Here is a 19,847-nt window from a genome sequence, read left to right as displayed (position 1 = left end):
GGCATCAGGCGACGTTGCAGGCCAGTTCAGGGGAAAGGTGGGGAGACTGGGCCAGCACGGTCTGGTTGCGCCCCTGGCGTTTCGCCTGATACATGGCCATGTCGGCCCGATGGATGAGCTGGCTCAGGCTGTCATCCTGCGTCGAGCGTTCCGCCACTCCGATGCTGATGGTCATGTGGGGGGCGGCCAGGTAGGCGATCCGGCTTCTCAGCTGCTCCGCCAGCCGCCAGCAGGTGGCCCCGTCCTGGGTCATGGCCACCAGAAATTCTTCCCCGCCCCAGCGCCCGATCAATTGCTGGTCCGGTGCCCAGTTCTTGAGCTCCCTGGCCAACTGCCGGATAGCCTGATCCCCCGCCTGGTGACCATGCTTGTCGTTGATCTGCTTGAAGTGATCGATGTCGATGATGAGCAGGGTCAGGGGCGTTTCGTGCAGCCACTGTTGACCCAGTCTCTCCAGCAGGGCGCGTCGGTTGGGCAGCCCGGTCAGCTGATCGAAGGTGGCTAGCTTGTAGAGGTGGCGCGAGCTGCGGTGGAGCCTGCGGGTGGTGAGCCCGAGCAGGATCAGGGCGACGGCCAGCAGCACCAGCAGCAGCAATTGGTAGTAGCGGGCACTCTGCTGGTAGAGCAGTTGCTGGCGCTTGTTCTCGTTCTCCTGCTGCAGCGCGCGATTGCTGGCCTCGCTGCGAGCCAGATCCATCTCGACCTGGAAGGCGGCCGCGTGCTGGCTCAGGGTCTGGTTGAAGTGCTGCTTGTAGTACTGCATGTAGCGGGTCATGGCCCCGTAGGCCTCGGGGTAGCGGCCCAGATCGGCCAGTAACCTGGCCTGCATCGCCCGACCATCCATGGAGAGAGGGGCGGTGTGCTCCATCAGCAGTTGCAGGGCCAGCTGCTTCTCGCCACGACCCAGCAGGGTTCTTGCCCTGATCTCGGTCAGACGGGAGGCCGCCTGCGGGCTATCCAGCCTGTCATAGATGGCTTGTGCCTCCTCCAGGCTGCGCCAGGCTGAGTGCCAGTCCGCCCGTGCGTTGAACACCATGGCCTGGTAGCCGAGGACGATGGCACGATAGTGGGGTGACAGGCTCGGCGTGGCCAGCAGGGTATCGAGCAACTGGCTGGCTCTGGCAGGCTGGCCCATGTCGATGTAGAGCCTGGCCATGTTGGCCCGGATGATGGCCTGGCTGTTGGGTTCGTTGAGCTGCACCATCTGGCCGAGGGCATCCTGATAATAGGTCTCGGCCTCACGGTAGAGATTGAGGTCCGCATAGAGATTGCCGAGGGTCATCAGCAGACGGCCGCACTGCAAGGTGGAGAGGACGGAACCCGGCTCTTTCTGCTTGAGGTGATAGGCGGTCTTGAGCTCGAGGATCGCCTCTTTCATCTGCTGGGTACGGTAGAGGGCGAGCCCGTTGAGGGCATGCCACTCCGAGACCTGCCTGGGGTGATGCCGGACCGCCGGCCAGAGCTGGGTGAGCAGCTCGAGCGCCTGATCCGGCGTATCGGCATCCAGGGTCAGGGCAATCTGCTGCAACCGGAAGTCGAGCAGGCGAAGGGTCTCCTGCTGGGCATTGGCCAGACCGCGGGCGCGGGCATTGTCGCGCTGTGCCTGGGGATAGCGGCCAAGGGCTGCCTGGGCCAGGGACCTGGCGTAGAACAGTTCCATATCCTGCTGGGGACTGGCGTCGAGGCGCTGCAGATAGCCGACGGGATCGCGCGCCGCCTGCAATTCAGCCTCTTTCAGCAAGGAGGGAGCTGCCTGCAACTGGGTCATCCAGAGCAGCGCCAGTGCCATTATGAATCTCATTGAATCCTTTCCCCGACCAATGGCGCCATCATAATGGCTGATGTCATCTACACCATGTTTCTTTGCTTCTCTATAACCGTATGGGGGAGAGGATGAGGTGAAAAGTCGTCGCAACTGCGGGGTGCGTCGGTTGTCTCTGGTTGCGTCAGGATGCAACAGTGGCGACAATCGTGGGCAAATCACAGTGGAGAATCATCATGTTGGCCAAAGCCATGATCGAGAAGTTGAACGAGCAGATTAATCTTGAATTCTATTCCTCCAACCTCTACCTGCAGATGAGCGCCTGGTGCGAGGACAAGGGCTTCGAGGGGGCCGCCACCTTCCTGCGCCAGCATGCGGTCGAGGAGCGCCAGCACATGGAGCGCCTGTTCACCTACGTGAGCGAGACCGGCGCCATGCCGGTGCTGGGGGCCATCGAAGCGCCTCCCCACGAATTCAAGTCCCTGGGTGACATCTTCCGCACCACCCTGGAGCACGAGTATCACATCACCAAGTGCATCAACGGTCTGGCCCACGTCGCCTTCACCACCCAGGATTACTCCACCTTCAACTTCCTGCAGTGGTACGTGGCCGAGCAGCACGAAGAGGAGAAGCTGTTCAAGAGCATCGTCGACCGTCTGAGCCTGGTGGGCGAGGATGGCAAGGGCCTCTATTTCATCGACAAGGAGCTGGCCGAGCTGGCCAAGGGCGCCCCGGCCAGCATCATGGACGGCAACGCCTGATAGTCGTGGACACTTAGTGTTCAGTCAGTACAATGACGGCCCCTTGTAAAGGGGCCGTTTTCTATTTGCAGGTGTCCTTGTACCGCTGTGCTGGTGTCTGCCGGGTACAATGACGGTCCTTTAAGGTAAAGGGGCCGTTTTTCTTTTGATGGGTGAGTGACGATGAAACAGGTGGATGTGGTGGTGATCGGTGCCGGGGCGGCCGGATTGATGTGTGCGGCCCAGGCTGGCTACCGGGGTCGCTCCGTGCTGGTGCTCGACAACGCCAAGAAGCCGGGCCGCAAGATCCTCATCAGCGGCGGCGGTCGCTGCAACTTCACCAATCATCAGGCGGGTCCCCATGCCTTCCTTTCGGCCAACCCCCACTTCTGCAAATCGGCGCTGGCGCGCTATACCCAGCAGGATTTCATCGATCTGGTGGACAGGCATGGCCTGAACTACCACGAGAAGACGCTGGGCCAGCTCTTCTGCGACGACAGCGCCAAGGATATCGTCGACATCCTGCTGACCGAGTGCGACTGGGCTGGCGTGACCCTGCAGTTCCAGACCGAGATCCTCACCGTCAGCAAGACAGATGAAGGCTTCGTGCTCGACACCAGCAAGGGGGAGATCGCCTGCTCGTCGCTGGTGGTCGCCACCGGCGGCCTCTCCATGCCGAAACTCGGTGCTACCCCTTACGGCTTCAAGCTGGCGGAGCAGTTCGGCCTCACCGTGCTGCCGACTCGCGCCGGGCTGGTGCCCTTTACCCTGCATCAGGCCGACAAGGAGGCCTTCGCCGATCTGGCGGGGGTCAGCCTGCCGGTGGCGGTGACCGCCGAGGACGGCACCCGCTTCAAGGAGGCCATGCTGTTCACCCATCGCGGCCTCTCCGGCCCCGCCATCCTGCAGATCTCCTCTTTTTGGCTGGCGGGGGAGAAGATTCACATCAACCTGCTGCCGGATCTCGACATTCCAGAGACCCTCAAGACCTGGGCCCAGGCCCATCCTGCCCAGGAGCTGAAAACCGTGCTGGGGCGCGAGCTGCCCAAGCGCTTCGTCGACAAGCTGGTGGAGCTGGGATGGCTGGTGAGCAAGCCGATGCGCCAGTACAACGAACGGGAGCTGGAGGCGGTGGCCACCCTGCTGGGGGATTGGCAGATCCTGCCCAACGGCACCGAAGGGTATCGCACCGCCGAAGTGACCCTGGGGGGAGTGGATACCAACGAGCTCTCCTCCAAGACCATGGAGGCGCGCACCGTGCCCGGCCTCTACTTCATCGGCGAAGTGGTCGATGTGACCGGCTGGCTCGGTGGTTACAACTTCCAGTGGGCCTGGTCGTCGGGCTGGGTGGCAGGCCAGTACTGCTGAGGGATGCCGCATCCTTGCTGTGAATAGTCCCGTCAGCGGCCTCTCGGGTGACAACTTCCAGTGGGCCCGGTCGTCGGGCTGGGGGAGAGGCCGTACTGCTGACAAAGAGGCTCAGCGGATGAGTCCGAGCGGATCGGGCCGTGTCAGGCGGCCCGAGTGATGGAACCAGACGCGGCCTGCTCAGGCCGCGTTTTTTATGGTCGGTCGCTGGTTGGCCTCTAGCCTCTCCTGATATTGGGCAGGAAGGCGGTCAGCAGGCCAATAAGGGGCAGATAGGCGCAGACCTGATAGACGGTTTCGATGCTGGTGGCATCGGCCAATTTGCCCAGCAGGGCGGCCCCTATCCCTCCCATGCCGAAGGCGAAGCCGAAGAAGAGGCCTGAAATGGTGCCGACCTTGCCGGGTACCAGATCCTGGGCGTAGACCAGGATGGCGGAGAAGGCCGACGCCAGGATGAGGCCGATGACGATCGACAGCACCGAGGTCCAGAACAGGTCGACGTGGGGCAGCAGCAGGGTGAAGGGAGCGACGCCGAGGATGGAGATCCAGATCACCCGCTTGCGACCGATGCGATCGCCGAGCGGCCCGCCGAGCACTGTCCCTGCCGCGACGGCAAACAGGAAGGCGAACAGATAGAGCTGGGCGCTCTCCAGCGACAGGTGGAACTTGTCCATCAGGTAGAAGGTGTAATAGCTGCTCAGGCTGGCCATGTAGAAGAACTTGGAGAACATCAGCAGACCGAGGATAGCCAGTGACCAGCCAATCTGGCGGCGGCTCAGGCCGGTGCCGGCATGGGCCCTCATCCGCCGATGGAAGCTGGCGGCATGGTGGCTGGACCAGCGGCCGACGAAGCTGAGCACGATGACCCCGATGAGTGCGAACAACGAGAACCAGGCCGCACTACCCTGTCCCTTCGGCACTATGATGAGCGCCGCGAGCAGGGGGCCGATGGCCGATCCCAGATTGCCGCCGATCTGGAACAGAGACTGGGCCAGACCGGGCTGGTTGCCGGCCGCCATGCGGGCGACCCGGGAGGATTCCGGGTGGAAGACGGAGGAGCCCATGCCGATCAGCATGGCCGACAACAGCACGGCGCCAAAGCTGCCTGCCTGCGACAGGTAGAGCAGCCCCACCAGCGTGAAGCCCATGCCCAGAGGCAGGGAGTAGGGCATGGGTCTGCGGTCGGTATAGAGGCCGATCAGGGGTTGCAGCAGCGAGGCCGTGAACTGGTAGGTGAGGGTGATGAGACCTATCTGGGTGAACGACAGATCGAGCCCCAGCTTCAGGAGGGGATAGATGGCCAGCAGTACCGACTGCATCATGTCGTTCAACAGGTGCGAGAAGCTGATGGCGGCGATCACCGGATAAGCGGTGGTAGTCGAGTTGTCCACCGCGGGCGGGGCGGTGATCGGGGTGTCGGTACTCAAGGTTTTGTCCATGGCTGGGGTATCACTCCCTCTACCATGCCCTATCCCGGCGTATCTGGACATAACCAAAGTGGGCGAACGCCCGGATTGCGTTCGCGTGGCGCGCAGGCCGTTCATGCTGACGGCGTGTGGATGGCTGGTCAGATCTTGTGCTTGGCGCGGGGCGGATTAGTATAGAAGGCCTGCCGCCGTTATCCGGCCCATCACCCGCCATGGAGGGAACATGTTCGAAAGCCTGGGTGTCATCAACGTCTGGACCTATCTGGTCGGTCTCTTCTTCATCATCATCGCCCCGGGCCCGAACTCCCTCTACGTGCTGCGAACCGGTGCCGTGCGCGGCATAGGCCCGGGTTATCGCGCCGCCCTCGGCGTCTTCGTCGGCGATGCCATCCTCATTTTCTGCGCCTATCTGGGGATCGCGTCCCTCATTCGCACCACCCCATTACTGTTTACCCTGGTGCGCTATCTGGGCGCCATCTACCTGCTTTATCTGGGGGTGAAGATCCTGCACGCGAACTTCATCGCCAAAAAGGCGGGACCGGCGTCCGAGATGGATCCCGGTGAGCGCTATTTTACCAAGGCCCTCACCCTGAGCCTCACCAATCCCAAGGCGATTCTGTTCTACGTCTCTTTCTTCGTGCAGTTCATCGACTTCAGCTATGCCCACACCTGGATATCCTACCTGGTGCTGGCTGGCATGCTGGAAGCGATGAGCTTCGTCTACCTGACCCTGCTGATCTTCGGCGGTACCCTGATGGCCCGCTTTTTCCGTCAGCGCCAGACGGCGGCCCGTCTCGGCAACGGCCTTATCGGCCTCTTCTTCATGGGGTTTGCGGCCAGGCTGGCGACGCTCTCCTCCTGACCCTGGGGATTGCTGACCGTCCGGTGTCGGGCACCTAGTCTGGCCAGCAATCCTTGCCCACGGGGATGAAGCGGGACTGGTAGACGATGAGCTTCTGGTTGCCCGGCTGATTGATCCCGGGATTGTGGTAGGTCTCCCCGGGCAGCAGGTACTTGCTGTCCGCCTCGCTGTCCGCCTGCTGGCAGCCCCGTTTCACCATGAACTCGAAATAGGTGTTGCCGGTATTGGTGATGGTGCTCTGTGCCGGGTCCAGCTGGTATGCAAAACGTGACTGACGCGGACGCACCACCAGGATGGACTGCAGGGCCAGCTTCACCTCGACGGTTCCCCGGTGCTGCGTCTGGCTGCCTTCATCCACCTGGGCTGCCGGTGACTCGGTGAAGGTGATGCGGTAGTAACGCTCATGGTCATCGGCGGGCCCCTTGTAGTAGAACTTGACGTTCTGGGCATGTCTGGCGTGCAGGGTGAAGCGCCTGGGGGCAAACAGCAGCTCACCGGGGACGGTGGGCAGTGTTCTGCCTCTGGCCGTGGGATCGCTGATTTTTTCCATCTGTATGTCGTACAGCTTGGGTGAAGCACTGTTGTTGGTCAGGGTTCTGGTAATGAACTCCTGCTCTGGCGCCATGGCAAGAGTCATGGCGCCGATGTCGAGGGCGGCGGCCTGTGAGGCCAGCAAGCCGCCCAGCAAGGGCCAAAGTAGACGATGCATGTTGTACTCCATGGTCAGCGCCAGGTCCCCTTGATGGTGATGGTGCCGCTTTGTTCCACCTCGCCTTCCCACATCTCGTCGCCCATGGTGCGCTGCACCATGGGATCGGTCAGGTCGAATTCCAGCGCCAGTTTGTAAAACCGGGTGATGCCCTGGCCGTTGACGGGATCATTCCACTCCTGCGGTGGTTGATTGTCCTGTATTCCGAGGGTGCGAATATCCACCGGTGTGCGATCGCAGCGAATGGCGTGCCGTGAACCCGCGCCATGAACCACCGAATCGAATACCAGCCTGGTAGGGATGGGGACGGCCTGTTCAGGTGCGAAGGAGCCTGCCGGATAGAAAGGGAAGGTGCGAACAAGTCCCTGATATGAGATCATGTTTGTCATCTGGAGCCATGAAAAAGGGTTCATCATGAGTCATCAGCTCACCTTCGCCGACAGTGAATTCAGCAGTAAGCGCCGTCAGACCAGAAAAGAGATTTTCTTGTCCCGCATGGAGCAGATTCTGCCATGGCAAAACATGGTGGAAGTCATCGAGCCGTTTTATCCCAAGGCTGGTAATGGCCGGCGACCTTATCCGCTGGAAACCATGCTACGCATTCACTGCATGCAGCATTGGTACAACCTGAGCGATGGCGCGATGGAAGATGCTCTGTACGAAATCGCCTCCATGCGTCTGTTTGCCCGGTTATCCCTGGATAGCGCCTTGCCGGACCGCACCACCATCATGAATTTCCGCCACCTGCTGGAGCAGCATCAACTGGCCCGCCAATTGTTCAAGACCATCAATCGCTGGCTGGCCGAAGCAGGCGTCATGATGACTCAAGGCACCTTGGTCGATGCCACCATCATTGAGGCACCCAGCTCGACCAAGAACAAAGAGCAGCAACGCGATCCGCAGATGCATCAGACCAAGAAAGGCAATCAGTGGCACTTTGGCATGAAGGCCCACATTGGTGTCGATGCCAAGAGTGGCCTGACCCACAGCCTAGTCACCACCGCGGCCAACGAGCATGACCTCAATCAGCTGGGTAATCTGCTGCATGGAGAGGAGCAATTTGTCTCAGCCGATGCCGGCTACCAAGGGGCGCCACAGCGCGAGGAGCTGGCCGAGGTGGATGTGGACTGGCTGATCGCCGAGCGCCCCGGCAAGGTAAGAACCTTGAAACAGCATCCACGCAAGAACAAAACGGCCATCAACATCGAATACATGAAAGCCAGCATCCGGGCCAAGGTGGAGCACCCGTTTCGCATCATCAAGCGACAGTTCGGCTTCGTGAAAGCCAGATACAAGGGGTTGCTGAAAAACGATAACCAACTGGCGATGTTATTCACGCTGGCCAACCTGTTTCGGGCGGACCAAATGATACGTCAGTGGGAGAGATCTCACTAAAAACTGGGAATAACGCCTTAAATGGCGAAGAAACGGTCTAAATAGGCTGATTCAAGGCATTTACGGGAGAAAAGATCGGCTCAAACTGAAAAAATGAAATGACTGAGTCAGCCGAGAAGAATTTCCCCGCTTATTCGCACCTTCCCTATCAGAGCAGCATTCAATTATTGAAGCCGCTCTATATCGATACCGCCGGTTTTGCCTTTGCCCTCAATCCCAAGGAGCGGCGACTCAAGAGGATCATGGATATCGCGCTGGGGGAGATCCTCGAGGGCAAGCGGGCGGAAGTGGCCAAGCGCTGGAATGGGGGGGCCTCTCCATCGGTGCCAGCAGAATCGACCTGAGCCGCGAGCAATGGGAATGGCTGAGCAAACGGGAGAAGATCCGGATTGCGGTGAACAGCGGCATCCCGCCCCTCAGTTTCTATGACGTCACCGGTACCATGCACGGCGTGGTCGCCGATCTGCTGCAGGTCATGCGAGCCAAGCTGGGAGTGGAGCTCGAGGTGGTGCCTGCCAAGACGCCGGAGCAGATGACCCAGTTGCTGGATAGTGGCCAGGTGGATGCGGGGGTGTTGAGCCCCTCTGCCGAGCGCAGGAACCGCTATCTGTTCAGCCGGGCCTTTGTCCTCGATCCCCTCTCCTATGTGGTGGGGCTGCGCCACCGGGAGGTCCCCCCTGCATCGCTGCTCAAGACCGGCACCGTGGCCATGGTCAGAGGCTTTATCTCGACCCAGGCCATCGAGGCGGAATACGGCAAGCTGACGTCGCGGCAGTTCGATACGATTGAAGACGCCATGCGTTGTGTGGCGACGGAAGTGTGTGATGTGACCATACTGCCGCTGCGGGTGGCCAAGTACTACGTGAACAGCAAATTCCCCGATAGCCTGCTCATCACGGGAGAGCTGTTCGATTCCATCCCCATCGGTGCCGCGTTTGCGGTCACCCCCGCGCATCCCGTACTGAGGGACATTCTGGACAAGGTGATTGCCATCATTCCGCCGGATGAGCTGGAAGGGCTCTCCAACCGCTGGCGGGTCAATGTCAAACAGGAGAGTGTCTCCTGGCAGGAGTTGATTCAGGAGTTCGGGGTCTTTATCGCCTTGATCTTGCTGCTGACCATCTGGGTTGGCCTGTGGGGCCTGTCCCTGCGCAAGCAGATCCGCGAGCGGCGGCTGGTGGAGGGGGCGTTGAGCACCCAGCTCAAGTTCATCGCCGATCTGGTGGACGGGACACCTCACCCCATCTATGCGCGGGATTTGAACGGGATCCTGGTACTGTGCAACAGCAGCTATGCCAGCTTCCTTGGCGAGCCCAAGGTCGGTCTGCTCGGCACGGGCCTGGACGACGCGCGCACGCGCTGGCCCTTTCTTGCTCCCCTGCACGGGGATCTGGTGCTTTCCTGTGACAGCCGCCTCGCCCAGGAGGGGGATCACCGTCTGCTCCTGCCGACGGGCGGGGTCGACGTCTATCACTGGGTTCAGCCTTACTACGATCTGGACGGCAATGTGCAGGGGGGGTGGGAGGCTGGATTGACGTCAGCGAACGGGTACGCCTGCTCGATGAGCTGGCGGTGGCCAGCCAGGAGGCCCAGGAGGCAAACCGTGCCAAGAGCACCTTCCTCGCGACCATGAGCCACGAGATCCGTACCCCCATGAATGCCATCATCGGCTTGCTGGAACTGGCGCTCAAGCGGGGTCGGCTGCATGAGGAGGATCAGGCCTCCCTCGCCATTGTCCATGGCTCTGCCAGCGATCTGCTGAGCTTCATCGGCGACATCCTGGATATTTCCAAGATCGAGTCTGGCCGGTTTGAACTGGCCCCCGAGCCCCATGACATCGTGACCCTGACAGCGTCGGTCATCACCGTATTCACTGCGCTGGCGAGGCAGAAAAACCTGCGGCTGGAGCTCGTCACGGGCGATCCGTCCTGGGTGCAGATCGATGGTCTTTGTTACAAGCAGGTCGTCTCCAACCTGATCAGCAACGCCATCAAGTACACCGATTGCGGATCGGTCACGGTGACGCTGGCTTCCCGGGTCAGCGATGGCTGGTGTACCGTGCAGCTCACCATTCTGGATACCGGTATCGGCATCGATCAGGCCGAGCAGGCCAGGCTGTTCGAGCCCTTCAGCCAGGCCAGCCAACCCGAGAAAATCCAGCAGTCGGGTACAGGCCTGGGTCTGATGATCTCCCGCTCCCTGTGCGAGACGATGGGCGGCTCCTTGAAACTGGAAAGTACGCCCGGGCAGGGAACCCGGGTCAGTGTCGAGATGAAGCTGCCGGTGGCCGATGCCGTGGCGATGCCCGCTGCGCCTGCACAGGAGCCGGTGGTTGAGCCGGGGCGGCGACTGAAGATCATGGTCGTGGATGATCATCCAGCCAACCGGTTGCTGGTCAGCCAGCAGCTGGCCTATCTGGGTCATGACGCCACGGCCGTCGAGTCGGGAGAAGAGGCGCTGCGGCGGCTGGTCGAAGCCAGGGTGGATGTCGTCATGACCGACTTCAACATGCCCGGCATGAACGGATTCGAGCTGGCTCGTCAGTGCCGTGAGCTGGAGCGGCTGCACGGCTGGCGACGCACCATGATCCTCGGGCTGACGGCCGATGCGCGGCAGGAGCAGATCAATGAAGGGCAGGCGGCAGGGATGGATGACTGTCTGTTCAAGCCCGTCGGACTGGAGGCGCTCGATCACTGCCTGCGTCGGCACATGCAGCGGGAAGAGCAGAGTGACATGGCCGCCTGCATGGAGGAGATCCGGCGGTATCTGGGGCCGCTGACTGCACACCAGTCGACCCTGATGGTGCCTCTGCTGGCGGAGTTCGTGCGGGCCAGTGACGACGATATCGCGGGATTGCAACGGGCCGCGGAGGAGGGGCATGTTGGCCAGTTCATCGACCGCATACATCGCCTGAAAGGGGGAGCCAGAATAATGGGCACTCTGAAACTGGTGGCGACCTGCAGCGAAATAGAATCCTGGGAGCTCGATCAGGCCAGGCTGCCCGAGGCGCTGGCCCGTTTGCAGCAAGAGTACGAGGTCGTTCGGCTGGCAGCGACCCAACTACAGGTGATGGACGGGGAGGAATGAAGGCATGGGAACATGCCTTCGGCTCCTGTGGTCAGCCCAGCCAGTACACCATCAACTCATAGGCGGCGTCGCCCACCTGATCCGGTCTGGCTGACGGGGCCTGATAGCTGAGGTAATAGCGGGTCGCCTGCGCCAGGGGGAGGGCGCGGCTTGCTTCGAGGGGTTGTCCGTTGAGCGCCAGCGTGATCCGGAGATCATCCTGCTGTGGCAGGGAGCCGTAGAGTGCGCGGGCTTGCAAACGATAGGTGGTGTTGAAATCCGGGTGGCTCAGGTCTGCTGCCAGGATCTGGACGGGAGCCTGTGCCGGATCCGAATTGATGGCCTGGAGGCCTGGGTGGGTAAGCGCTACTTCCATGTTGGTCTCTTTGCTGGCGGTGGTCTGCCAGTTCAGCTGGCTCACCTGCGTATTGGCGTGAACGGCGGCACTGCTGCAACCGATCATCACTGCCAGCACCATGCTTTTTTGAAACATAGTTATCTCCTTTGTCGGACTGGGCCCTCCTTGGCGAGGGCCTCCTCTTATCGGCGTTTTCCCCGAAAGCTGAACCGCTCTCCCCGGATTCGCCCATGAGTCGGCGGCAGATAAGGGGTATGATCCGCCCCCTGGCGCCATGCCATTGACGGAGGAGAGCCATGCTCGAAAATCAGATGATGTTGTTGGCGGTGTTTGAGCGGGCGGCGCTGATGCTGATGACGCTCTTTCTTCTCACCCGCACCCGGCCGTTCCAGCGACTGTTCCAGAAGCGTGACCACACCCCGGCCGAGCTGGTGCTGGTGGCGGCCATCTTCTGTCTGTTCGCGGTGTTCAGCACCTACACCGGCATTCCGGTGGAGGGGGCCCTCATCAACGTGCGGATCATCGCCATCATCTCGGGCGGCATCCTGTTCGGCCCCTGGGTCGGCATTCCGGCCGGAGTCATCTCGGGGCTGCACCGTTATCTCATCGACATGGATGGCCACACCTCCATTCCCTGTCTCATCACCAGCATCATCGCCGGCCTGCTTGCCACCTGGCTGCACCTGCGCTGTCGCAAGTCGCGGCTCTGGCTCTATGGCATCCTGGCGGGGATGGCCTGCGAGGGGCTGACCATGCTGCTTATCTGGCAACTGACCGAGCCCCATGCGGTAGGTGTGGAGATAGTCAGTCATATTGCCTATCCCATGATCGCCGGGGCGCTCTGTATCGGGCTCATCATCAAGCTGGTGCAGGACCTGGACGACGAGAAGGAGCTGATTGCCGCCAAGCAGGCCAAGCTGGCGCTCGACATCGCCAACAAGACGTTGCCGTTTTTCCAGAACATCGATCGCCACTCCCTGAGCCAGGTGTGCGGCATCATTCGCAGCGAGATCAGCGCCGATGCGGTGGCCATCACCGATACCCGCGACGTGCTGGCCTATGTGGGGGTGGGCAAGGATTACTACGAGCTGGACGAGCACCACGCCATCAGCGACATGACCCACAGAGCGGTGCTGCTGGACCAGATCATCATCAACAACGATCTGCGCCAGTATCACCTCTCCGATTTTCACTCGGTCATCATTATTCCGCTGCGGGAAAACGGCGCCGTCAGCGGCACCCTCAAGATCTACTATCGCCGCACCCACAGCATCACCAGCTCCCTCAAGGAGATGGCGGTGGGTCTCTCCCAGCTCATCTCCACCCAGATGGAGGTGTCGCGCATCGAGCAGCTCAAGGAGATGACCCGCAAGGCGGAGTTCACCGCGCTGCAGAGCAAGATCAACCCCCACTTCCTGTTCAACGCCCTCAATGCCATCTCGTCGCTGATCCGCATCCGTCCCCAGCAGGCACGCCAGCTCATTGCCAATCTGGCGGATTACCTGCGCTACAACCTCAACAAGGGGGACACCCTCATCGACATCCAGGAGGAGCTGCAGCAGGTGCGCGACTACGTGGCCATCGAGCAGGCCCGCTTCGGCGACAAGCTGGAGGTGGTGTTCGAGGTGGACGACGTGCATATCCAGGTGCCGAGCCTGCTGTTGCAGCCGTTGGTGGAAAACGCCATCCTGCACGGCATCCAGCCCCGCAGTGCGCCGGGTCGGGTCACCATCGAGGTGAAGCAGCTGGCGGGCGGCATCCGGGTCGCGGTGCGCGACACAGGCTACGGCATCAGCCAGGCGGTGATCGACGGGGTCGCCGCCGGTCGGGTGGAGAGCCGCAGCATCGGTCTGATGAACGTGCATCAGCGGGTAAAGCTGCTCTATGGCGACGGCCTGCACCTCAAGCGGCTGGAGCCGGGGACCGAAGTCTGTTTCTATCTGCCTGATCAGGAGGCAATGCCATGCTGAAAGCCATCATAGTGGAAGACGAATGTTTGATACGGGAGGAGCTGGCCTCTCCTGTGCTCCTTATGGGGGCAATGTCATGCTGAAAGCGATCATTGTGGAAGATGAGTATCTGGCCCGCGAGGAGCTGGCCTTTCTGGTGGGGCAGCACAGCAACATCGAGATAGTGGCGAGCTTCGAGGACGGGCTGGAGGCGTTCAAGTATCTGCAGGATCACGAGGTGGACGTGGTGTTTCTGGATATCCAGATCCCCGCCATCGACGGCCTGCTGCTGGCCAAGAACCTGCACAAGTCCAGTCACCCGCCCCACATCGTCTTCGTCACCGCCTACAAGGAGTTTGCGGTGGAGGCGTTCGAGCTGGAGGCATTCGACTACATCCTCAAGCCCTACAACGAGCCGCGCCTCATCAATCTGCTGCAGAAGCTCGAACTGGCGGGCAAGTCCCAGCCCCAGGGTGCGGAGTCCGGGACGCCACAGAACCGCACCGTCAATCTGGTGAAGGGGGAGCGCATCATCGTCACCCCCTGCGAGCAGATCTACTACGCGGAAGCCGACGAGAAGCTGACCCATGTCTACACCCGTACCGATCGCTACGTGATGACCATGACCCTCAGCGAGTTCGTCAGTCGGTTGCCTGCCGAGGGGTTCTTCCGCTGCCACCGCTCCTACTGCGTCAACATCAACAAGATCCGCGAGATAGTGCCCTGGTTCAACAGCACCTATCTCATCCGGCTCCATGACCTGCCGTTCGAGGTGCCGGTCAGCCGCAGCAACATCAAGGCATTCCGTCAGCTGATGCGGCTCTGATTGTCATTCATTCCCGCCGATCTGCATTTCATGCCTTAATCGGTCGGCGGGAGTGGCGTCTTGCCTATAGTGGCCCCAGTTTCCTTAAGGCCATTCCTCGAGACGCATCATGACCATCGATCTGAATCGCACCCGCTACCTCACCCTGTTGGGGACCATCATCACCCAGTTCGCGCTGGGATCCGTGTACACCTGGAGCCTGTTCAACGCCCAGCTTTCCGACAAGCTGGACGAGCCGGTGAGCCAGGTCGCCTTCGCCTTTGGCCTGCTCAGCCTCTCCCTGGCGGTGGCCTCCTCCCTGGCGGGCAAGCTGCAGGAGCGCTTCGGGGTGCGCAACGTCACCCTGGGCGCCGGCGTGCTGCTCGGCATCGGCTTCTTCCTCACCGCTCATGCCAGCAACCTGGCGATGCTCTACCTCTGTGCCGGCATCCTGGTCGGTTTTGCCGACGGTACCGGCTACCTGATGACCCTCTCCAACTGCGTGAAGTGGTTCCCGGAGCGCAAGGGGCTCATCTCCGCCTGCTCCATCGGTGCCTACGGTCTCGGCAGCCTGGGCTTCAAGTACATCAACCTGCTGCTGCTTTCGAGCAACGGGCTTGAGACCACCTTCCAGCTGTGGGGGCTGATCGCCATGTCCATGGTGCTGGTGGGTGGCATGCTGATGAAGGATGCGCCCAAGCAGGCCGCCGCCGTGCAGCAGAGCGAGAGCCGCGACTTCACCCTGGCCGAGGCGATGCGCAAGCCCCAATACTGGATGCTGGCGCTGATGTTCCTCACCGCCTGCATGAGCGGTCTCTACGTCATCGGCGTGGCCAAGGACATCGGCGAGAAGATGGTGGGCCTGCCGGCCGTGGTCGCCGCCAACGCCGTCGCCATCATCGCCATGGCCAACCTGGGCGGCCGGCTGGTGCTGGGCATCCTCTCCGACAAGATGTCCCGTATCCGGGTCATCACCATCGCCCAGTTGATTACCCTGGCGGGCATGGCGCTGCTGCTGTTCGCGCCGCTCAATGCCAACTTGTTCTTCGTGGCAGTGGCCTGTGTAGCGTTCAGCTTCGGCGGTACCATCACCGTCTACCCCTCGCTGGTGAGCGACTTCTTCGGCCTCAACAACCTGACCAAGAACTACGGCGTCATCTATCTGGGCTTTGGTCTGGGCAGCATCATCGGCTCCATCGTGGCCTCCCTGTTCGGCGGCTTCATGGCGACCTTCAACCTGATCCTGGTGTTGCTGGTGGTGGCCCTGGTGCTCTCTCTCACCATCCGCCTGCCGGCTCCCGTTGCGGCTGTCGACAGGGCCTGACCCCTCTCGCTTCTCAAGTCATAAAAAAAGACCCGGGCCTTGGCCCGGGTCTTTGCATGTCAAGGGGTGGACTCAGCGCGGAGGCAGACCCAGCAGGGCGCGCAGCTGGTGCGCGGTGGCCTCGACGGCGGGCCAGTCGCGGCCAGTGACGGTGACGTGGCCCATCTTGCGGCCGGGGCGGGCTTCGCCCTTGCCATAGAGGTGAAGGTGCACCCCGGGCAGGGCCAGGGCGCTAGCCCAGTCCGGCGTGCCGTCTTGCCACAGATCCCCGAGCAGGTTGAGCAGGATGGCGGGCTGCACCTCAGCCTGCGCCGGCAGCGGCAGATCGCACAGGGCGCGCACCTGCAACTCGAACTGGCTGCAACCGGCGTTGTCGATGCTGGGATGACCCGAATTGTGGGGCCGGGGGGCCATCTCGTTGACCAGCAGTTCACCGCCGACTAGGAAGAACTCCACCGTCAGCACACCCACATAGTCGAGGGCGGCGATGATGTGCTCGGCGATGCGCTGGGCCTCGCGCTCCAGGGCGGGCACATTGGCCGGGGAGCGGGTCTGATCCAGGATGCCGCCGCTGTGCCAGTTCTGCACCAGGGGCAGGGCACTGATGGCACCGCTCGGACTGCGGGCCAGGGTGAGGGCAAACTCCCCCTCCAGCGGCAGGCGCTTCTCCAGCACGCAAGGGACACCGCTGGCGGCCAGGGCCGCTGGCAATTCGCCCGCATTGTGGATAGTCCACTGCCCCTTGCCATCGTAGCCTTCGCGGGCGGTCTTGAGGATGGCGGGGAAGAGGTCGCTGGGCAGGGCGGGCAGCGGCTCGCCGGGCAGCAGGGTCAGGTTCGGGGCGACCGGTACGCTGGCGCGGGTCAGGAAGGCTTTCTCTTCCCGGCGATCCTGACAGACACGTACTGCGCTCGCGGCCGGGCGCACCGGCTTGTACTGCTCCAGCAGGGCCAGGGAGGCGGCGGGCACGTTTTCGAACTCGCAGGTGATGGCGTCGCAGCGGCTGGCCAGATCGCGCAGGGCATCGGCATCGTCATAGGCGGCAACGATCTGCTCGTCGGCGGCTGCACCGGCGATGCTGATGGGGTCCGGGTCCAGCACGATCACCTTGTAGCCGAGACGGTGGGCAGACATCACGAAGTAGCGGCCGAGCTGGCCGCCACCGAGCATACCCAAAGTGGCGGGGGGCAGTATCATGCTGGCTCCTCCAGGGTGAGTGCCAGCACCCGGTCGCGCTCCTTGGCGCGGAAGCCGTCGAGCTGCTGGTGATAACGGGGAGCGTCGCCATCCTGGGCGACAGAGAGCAGGGACACGGCGAACAGACCGGCATTGGCGGCACCCGCCTCGCCGATGGCGAAGGTGGCGACCGGCACGCCCTTGGGCATCTGCACGATGGAGAGCAGGGAATCCATCCCCTTGAGCTGGCGGGTGGGGATGGGCACGCCCAGCACCGGGATCGTGGTCTTGGCGGCCAGCATGCCCGGCAGGTGGGCTGCGCCGCCGGCGCCAGCGATGATGGCGCGCAGACCACGATCGCGCGCACTGGCGGCATATTCAAACAGGAGATCCGGGGTGCGATGGGCGGATACGACGCGCGCTTCATAGGGCACGCCGTGCTCCTTGAGGATGCGGGCGGCGGCCTGCATCACGGGCCAGTCAGAGTCGGAGCCCATTACCAGGCCGATCATAGGGGGGGTCGTCATTACGGCTTCCTCGGATGTCAAACGTTTGCCGCATGTTACCAAAAAGCCGTGGGATCTGGCTCAACATTTCTTGTGTTTGACCCGCTCGAATGACGGTCAACGAGCCTCAAGGTACGAGAGGGGGCGAGGATCTGCGCCACTTGGCACCGACTTTGGGTAAAAACGACATTAGAAATCCAGATGGCTATACATCCAAGACAGCTCTGCCTATAATCCCCCCGCTTTGGCGCATCATGCTTAAAAGGGAATCCGGTGAGAATCCGGAGCTGGCGCGCAGCGGTAAGGGGGAACGAAGCGACATCAGGGCACTGCCGTCAGGTGGGAAGCCGTCGCCGTAGGCCATCAGCCCCCAAGCCCGAAGACCTGCCAAAGTTCGTATTTCGGGCCGAGAAAAACCGGCCACGAAGTAGATGCTTACGCGAACTTAAGGATCTCTCATGTCCAAGACATTATTGGCGGCTGCCCTGTTGCCAACGGCGGCCTTTGCCCAACAACTGACCATCCCCGTCAATCCCACCATGGTGGTGACCGCTACCCGTGTCGCCCAGCCTGCCTCCAGTGTGCTGGCTCCCGTCAACGTGGTGACCCGTGACGAGATCGATCGCCTGCAAGCCCAGACCGTGACCGACGTGGTCAAGACCCTGCCCGGCGTGGAAGTGGTCAGCAACGGCGGCCGCGGCCAGCTCAGCTCGCTGCGGGTACGTGGTGGCACCTCTTCCCAGACCCTGGTGCTGGTGGACGGGGTGCGCAGCGCCTCTCTGACCGCCGGGATGACCGAGCTCAACAACCTGCCCCTCAACCAGGTGGAGCGGATCGAATATATCCGCGGTGCGCACGCCACCATTTATGGATCCGATGCCATCGGTGGGGTCATCAATATCATCACTCGCCCGGATCAGGGGACCAATCAACACAAGTTCAACTTGGGTGCGGGCTCCCACAAGCAGCGTCAGGCCGCCTTCAGCAGCGCCAGCCAGGTGGGTGATGCGGGTCAGATCAAGGTCGCTGGTGGTTTCGATGACGAGACCGGCTACAACGTGCACCCCATCGTCGGGGTGAACGATGGCGACAAGCATGGCCACCGGGGCTACAACGCCATGGTGGATTATCAGCAGGCGCTGGCCAGCAACTGGGATCTGTTCGGTACGACCCGTTGGTTCCGCAACATTGCCCAGTACGACAGATCCTCTGCCGCTTCCGCCTGGGGCCCGGCGTTCCATCAACGCAACGAGACCTGGACCGAGAACCAGAGCTACCAGCTCGGCTCCCGCTATCATGACGAGCGCTACCTGAGCGAACTGCGCGGCGCCTTCTCCAAACAGGATGCCTACGACTACCCGGATACCAGCGGCCGCGATCAGTCCGCTGATCGACTCTATACCCGTCAATACACCCTGAACTGGGTCAACAGCGTCAAACTGGACGAGAGCTGGACCCTGGGGGGCGGCGCCGACTGGCAGCGCGACATGCTGGACGATAGTTCCCGCTCCTCTGGCGTCGCCTTCCCGAGTGACGCCGATGAGCGTGACAACACCGGGCTCTATGCCCTGGCCCAGTTTGACAACCAGGTCTGGCAGGCCGAGCTGAGCGGTCGCAGCGATGACAACGAGCAGTTCGGACGTCACAACACCTGGCAAACCGGCGCTGGCTGGCGCTTCGTTGAGGATTATCGCCTCAGTGCCCGCTACGGCACCGGTTTCCGTGCCCCCTCCTTCAACGATCTCTACTACCCGGGGTCCGGCAATCCTGATCTGAAGCCGGAAGAGTCGAAAAGCCACGAGTTGATGCTGGACGGACAGACCGCTGGTGTGGAGTGGCGCTTGACCGGTTATCGCAACGACTTCGAGCAGATGATCCAGTGGGCACCGGACAGCCAGGGCATGTGGACGCCGCAAAACGTCGGCAAGGCGCGGATTGAAGGGGTTGAACTGGAAGGGGAGTTCGAGACCGGCTGGCTGAGCCATCGCGTTTCCGCCGAATACAAGGATCCCAAGGACAAGGTCACCGACAAGCAGTTGCAGCTGATCTCCCGCAAGGGGGCCAAGTGGGTGAGCCAGGCGCAGTGGCAGCAGTTCGATGGCTCCCTGAGCTGGATCTACCAGGGTGAGCGTTATGGTGACGCGGCCAATACCACCCAGCTGGGCGGTTACAGCGTTTGGAACCTGGCGGTGGGCTATCAGGTTGCACCGTCCTGGAAGGTCTCCGGCAAGATCAGCAACCTGCTGGACAAGGAGTACCAGACCTCGGTGGGTTACCCGGCTGACGAGCGTGCCTACTATGTGACGGTGGACTACGCACTCTGATCCCCTTGTCTGGATCTGAAAAATCAGGGGCCCTGCCATTGGCAGGGCCTTTTCTATTGGCGCCGGGCGGGAGTAT

The 19,847-nt window shown here is 61.9% G+C and carries 18 protein-coding genes and 1 riboswitch; of the genes, 11 read left to right on the top strand and 7 right to left on the bottom strand.

From position 1 onward, the window contains the following. Window positions 1-4: 4 nt before the first annotated feature. Window positions 5-1,789 carry a GGDEF domain-containing protein gene (locus C2U37_RS07120; protein WP_104452061.1) on the bottom strand — a complete coding sequence of 595 codons (1,785 nt, stop codon included), beginning with the start codon at window positions 1,787-1,789 and terminating at the stop codon, window positions 5-7. A 209-nt stretch (window positions 1,790-1,998) separates the two neighbouring features. Between C2U37_RS07120 and ftnA the strand changes: the two genes are divergently transcribed. Next, the gene (ftnA, locus tag C2U37_RS07115; protein WP_010672333.1) at window positions 1,999-2,523 is read left to right on the top strand and encodes a non-heme ferritin; all 525 of its coding nucleotides are present in this window, start codon (window positions 1,999-2,001) and stop codon (window positions 2,521-2,523) included. 162 nt (window positions 2,524-2,685) lie between these two features. Beyond that, window positions 2,686-3,870, top strand: a complete 1,185-nt coding sequence (locus tag C2U37_RS07110) for an NAD(P)/FAD-dependent oxidoreductase (protein ID WP_053287975.1) — start codon at window positions 2,686-2,688, stop codon at window positions 3,868-3,870. Between the two features lie 218 nt (window positions 3,871-4,088). Here the strand turns inward: C2U37_RS07110 and C2U37_RS07105 are convergent, their stop codons facing one another. Next, window positions 4,089-5,309, bottom strand: coding sequence for an MFS transporter (locus C2U37_RS07105; RefSeq protein WP_103858756.1), 1,221 nt, complete (start codon window positions 5,307-5,309; stop codon window positions 4,089-4,091). 211 nt (window positions 5,310-5,520) lie between these two features. On the opposite strand from C2U37_RS07105, the gene leuE reads away from it, so the two are divergent. After that, window positions 5,521-6,159: a leucine efflux protein LeuE gene (leuE, locus tag C2U37_RS07100; protein WP_010672336.1), complete on the top strand. Its 639-nt coding sequence runs from the start codon at window positions 5,521-5,523 to the stop codon at window positions 6,157-6,159. Between the two features lie 34 nt (window positions 6,160-6,193). Here the strand turns inward: leuE and C2U37_RS07095 are convergent, their stop codons facing one another. Both C2U37_RS07095 and C2U37_RS07090 read right to left on the bottom strand, forming a co-directional pair. Next, entirely contained in the window at window positions 6,194-6,868 is a 675-nt protein-coding gene (locus C2U37_RS07095; RefSeq protein ID WP_223931213.1) for a fimbria/pilus periplasmic chaperone, read from the bottom strand. 14 nt (window positions 6,869-6,882) lie between these two features. Continuing rightward, window positions 6,883-7,248, bottom strand: a complete 366-nt coding sequence (locus C2U37_RS07090) for a hypothetical protein (protein WP_233768461.1) — start codon at window positions 7,246-7,248, stop codon at window positions 6,883-6,885. A gap of 34 nt (window positions 7,249-7,282) precedes the next feature. Here C2U37_RS07090 and C2U37_RS07080 point away from each other — a divergent pair, with 34 nt between their 5' ends. The 4 genes from C2U37_RS07080 to C2U37_RS07070 all read left to right on the top strand — a co-directional run bounded on the left by C2U37_RS07080 (window position 7,283) and on the right by C2U37_RS07070 (window position 11,350). Further along, window positions 7,283-8,263, top strand: coding sequence for an IS5-like element IS5 family transposase (locus C2U37_RS07080; RefSeq protein WP_026141915.1), 981 nt, complete (start codon window positions 7,283-7,285; stop codon window positions 8,261-8,263). Window positions 8,264-8,361: 98 nt separating this feature from the next. Next, the gene (locus tag C2U37_RS24580) at window positions 8,362-8,607 is read left to right on the top strand and encodes a hypothetical protein (RefSeq protein WP_139739353.1); all 246 of its coding nucleotides are present in this window, start codon (window positions 8,362-8,364) and stop codon (window positions 8,605-8,607) included. 50 nt (window positions 8,608-8,657) lie between these two features. After that, window positions 8,658-9,896, top strand: a complete 1,239-nt coding sequence (locus C2U37_RS25020; protein WP_233768460.1) for a transporter substrate-binding domain-containing protein — start codon at window positions 8,658-8,660, stop codon at window positions 9,894-9,896. Next, window positions 9,782-11,350 carry an ATP-binding protein gene (locus tag C2U37_RS07070; RefSeq protein WP_233768459.1) on the top strand — a complete coding sequence of 523 codons (1,569 nt, stop codon included), beginning with the start codon at window positions 9,782-9,784 and terminating at the stop codon, window positions 11,348-11,350. The genes C2U37_RS25020 and C2U37_RS07070 overlap by 115 nt, the downstream gene beginning before the upstream one ends. 31 nt (window positions 11,351-11,381) lie before the next feature. Here the strand turns inward: C2U37_RS07070 and C2U37_RS07065 are convergent, their stop codons facing one another. Next, complete coding sequence (locus C2U37_RS07065; RefSeq protein WP_041212096.1) at window positions 11,382-11,822, bottom strand: hypothetical protein; 441 nt, start codon at window positions 11,820-11,822, stop codon at window positions 11,382-11,384. 161 nt (window positions 11,823-11,983) lie between these two features. On the opposite strand from C2U37_RS07065, the gene C2U37_RS07060 reads away from it, so the two are divergent. From C2U37_RS07060 to C2U37_RS07050, 3 genes are all read left to right on the top strand, one after another. Then, complete coding sequence (locus C2U37_RS07060) at window positions 11,984-13,657, top strand: sensor histidine kinase (protein WP_199770516.1); 1,674 nt, start codon at window positions 11,984-11,986, stop codon at window positions 13,655-13,657. A gap of 76 nt (window positions 13,658-13,733) precedes the next feature. Then, window positions 13,734-14,462 (top strand): LytR/AlgR family response regulator transcription factor, encoded by a 729-nt coding sequence (locus tag C2U37_RS07055; RefSeq protein WP_039040685.1) that lies wholly within the window; start codon window positions 13,734-13,736, stop codon window positions 14,460-14,462. A gap of 109 nt (window positions 14,463-14,571) precedes the next feature. Beyond that, complete coding sequence (locus tag C2U37_RS07050) at window positions 14,572-15,765, top strand: L-lactate MFS transporter (RefSeq protein ID WP_181023129.1); 1,194 nt, start codon at window positions 14,572-14,574, stop codon at window positions 15,763-15,765. A 72-nt stretch (window positions 15,766-15,837) separates the two neighbouring features. Here the strand turns inward: C2U37_RS07050 and C2U37_RS07045 are convergent, their stop codons facing one another. Together C2U37_RS07045 and purE are read right to left on the bottom strand one after the other, a co-directional pair. Then, entirely contained in the window at window positions 15,838-16,962 is a 1,125-nt protein-coding gene (locus C2U37_RS07045) for a 5-(carboxyamino)imidazole ribonucleotide synthase (protein ID WP_103859126.1), read from the bottom strand. Further along, window positions 16,959-17,468 carry a 5-(carboxyamino)imidazole ribonucleotide mutase gene (gene purE / locus C2U37_RS07040; RefSeq protein ID WP_029313402.1) on the bottom strand — a complete coding sequence of 170 codons (510 nt, stop codon included), beginning with the start codon at window positions 17,466-17,468 and terminating at the stop codon, window positions 16,959-16,961. The genes C2U37_RS07045 and purE overlap by 4 nt, the downstream gene beginning before the upstream one ends. A 207-nt stretch (window positions 17,469-17,675) precedes the next feature. Further along, window positions 17,676-17,853: riboswitch (cobalamin riboswitch) on the top strand. A gap of 52 nt (window positions 17,854-17,905) precedes the next feature. Here purE and C2U37_RS07035 point away from each other — a divergent pair. Then, on the top strand, window positions 17,906-19,771 hold the full coding sequence (locus C2U37_RS07035; protein ID WP_104452060.1) for a TonB-dependent receptor domain-containing protein: 1,866 nt from the start codon (window positions 17,906-17,908) through the stop codon (window positions 19,769-19,771). The last annotated feature ends 76 nt before the right edge of the window (window positions 19,772-19,847 follow it).

This window comes from Aeromonas sp. ASNIH1, assembly GCF_002934285.1.
GTDB lineage: Bacteria > Pseudomonadota > Gammaproteobacteria > Enterobacterales > Aeromonadaceae > Aeromonas > Aeromonas caviae.
Note: the sequence above shows the minus strand (reverse complement) of the source record. Positions and strands in the feature narration are given on the sequence as shown.

Bases quoted from the DNA above. Each gene is read 5' to 3' on its own strand.
- C2U37_RS07120 (WP_104452061.1), bottom strand. From the start codon at position 1,789: ATGGCACTGGCGCTGCTCTGGATGACCCAGTTGCAGGCAGCTCCCTCC.
- ftnA (WP_010672333.1), top strand. From the start codon at position 1,999: ATGTTGGCCAAAGCCATGATCGAGAAGTTGAACGAGCAGATTAATCTT.
- C2U37_RS07110 (WP_053287975.1), top strand. From the start codon at position 2,686: ATGAAACAGGTGGATGTGGTGGTGATCGGTGCCGGGGCGGCCGGATTG.
- C2U37_RS07105 (WP_103858756.1), bottom strand. From the start codon at position 5,309: ATGGACAAAACCTTGAGTACCGACACCCCGATCACCGCCCCGCCCGCG.
- leuE (WP_010672336.1), top strand. From the start codon at position 5,521: ATGTTCGAAAGCCTGGGTGTCATCAACGTCTGGACCTATCTGGTCGGT.
- C2U37_RS07095 (WP_223931213.1), bottom strand. From the start codon at position 6,868: ATGCATCGTCTACTTTGGCCCTTGCTGGGCGGCTTGCTGGCCTCACAG.
- C2U37_RS07090 (WP_233768461.1), bottom strand. From the start codon at position 7,248: ATGATCTCATATCAGGGACTTGTTCGCACCTTCCCTTTCTATCCGGCA.
- C2U37_RS07080 (WP_026141915.1), top strand. From the start codon at position 7,283: ATGAGTCATCAGCTCACCTTCGCCGACAGTGAATTCAGCAGTAAGCGC.
- C2U37_RS24580 (WP_139739353.1), top strand. From the start codon at position 8,362: ATGACTGAGTCAGCCGAGAAGAATTTCCCCGCTTATTCGCACCTTCCC.
- C2U37_RS07065 (WP_041212096.1), bottom strand. From the start codon at position 11,822: ATGTTTCAAAAAAGCATGGTGCTGGCAGTGATGATCGGTTGCAGCAGT.
- C2U37_RS07060 (WP_199770516.1), top strand. From the start codon at position 11,984: ATGCTCGAAAATCAGATGATGTTGTTGGCGGTGTTTGAGCGGGCGGCG.
- C2U37_RS07055 (WP_039040685.1), top strand. From the start codon at position 13,734: ATGCTGAAAGCGATCATTGTGGAAGATGAGTATCTGGCCCGCGAGGAG.
- C2U37_RS07050 (WP_181023129.1), top strand. From the start codon at position 14,572: ATGACCATCGATCTGAATCGCACCCGCTACCTCACCCTGTTGGGGACC.
- C2U37_RS07045 (WP_103859126.1), bottom strand. From the start codon at position 16,962: ATGATACTGCCCCCCGCCACTTTGGGTATGCTCGGTGGCGGCCAGCTC.
- purE (WP_029313402.1), bottom strand. From the start codon at position 17,468: ATGACGACCCCCCCTATGATCGGCCTGGTAATGGGCTCCGACTCTGAC.
- C2U37_RS07035 (WP_104452060.1), top strand. From the start codon at position 17,906: ATGTCCAAGACATTATTGGCGGCTGCCCTGTTGCCAACGGCGGCCTTT.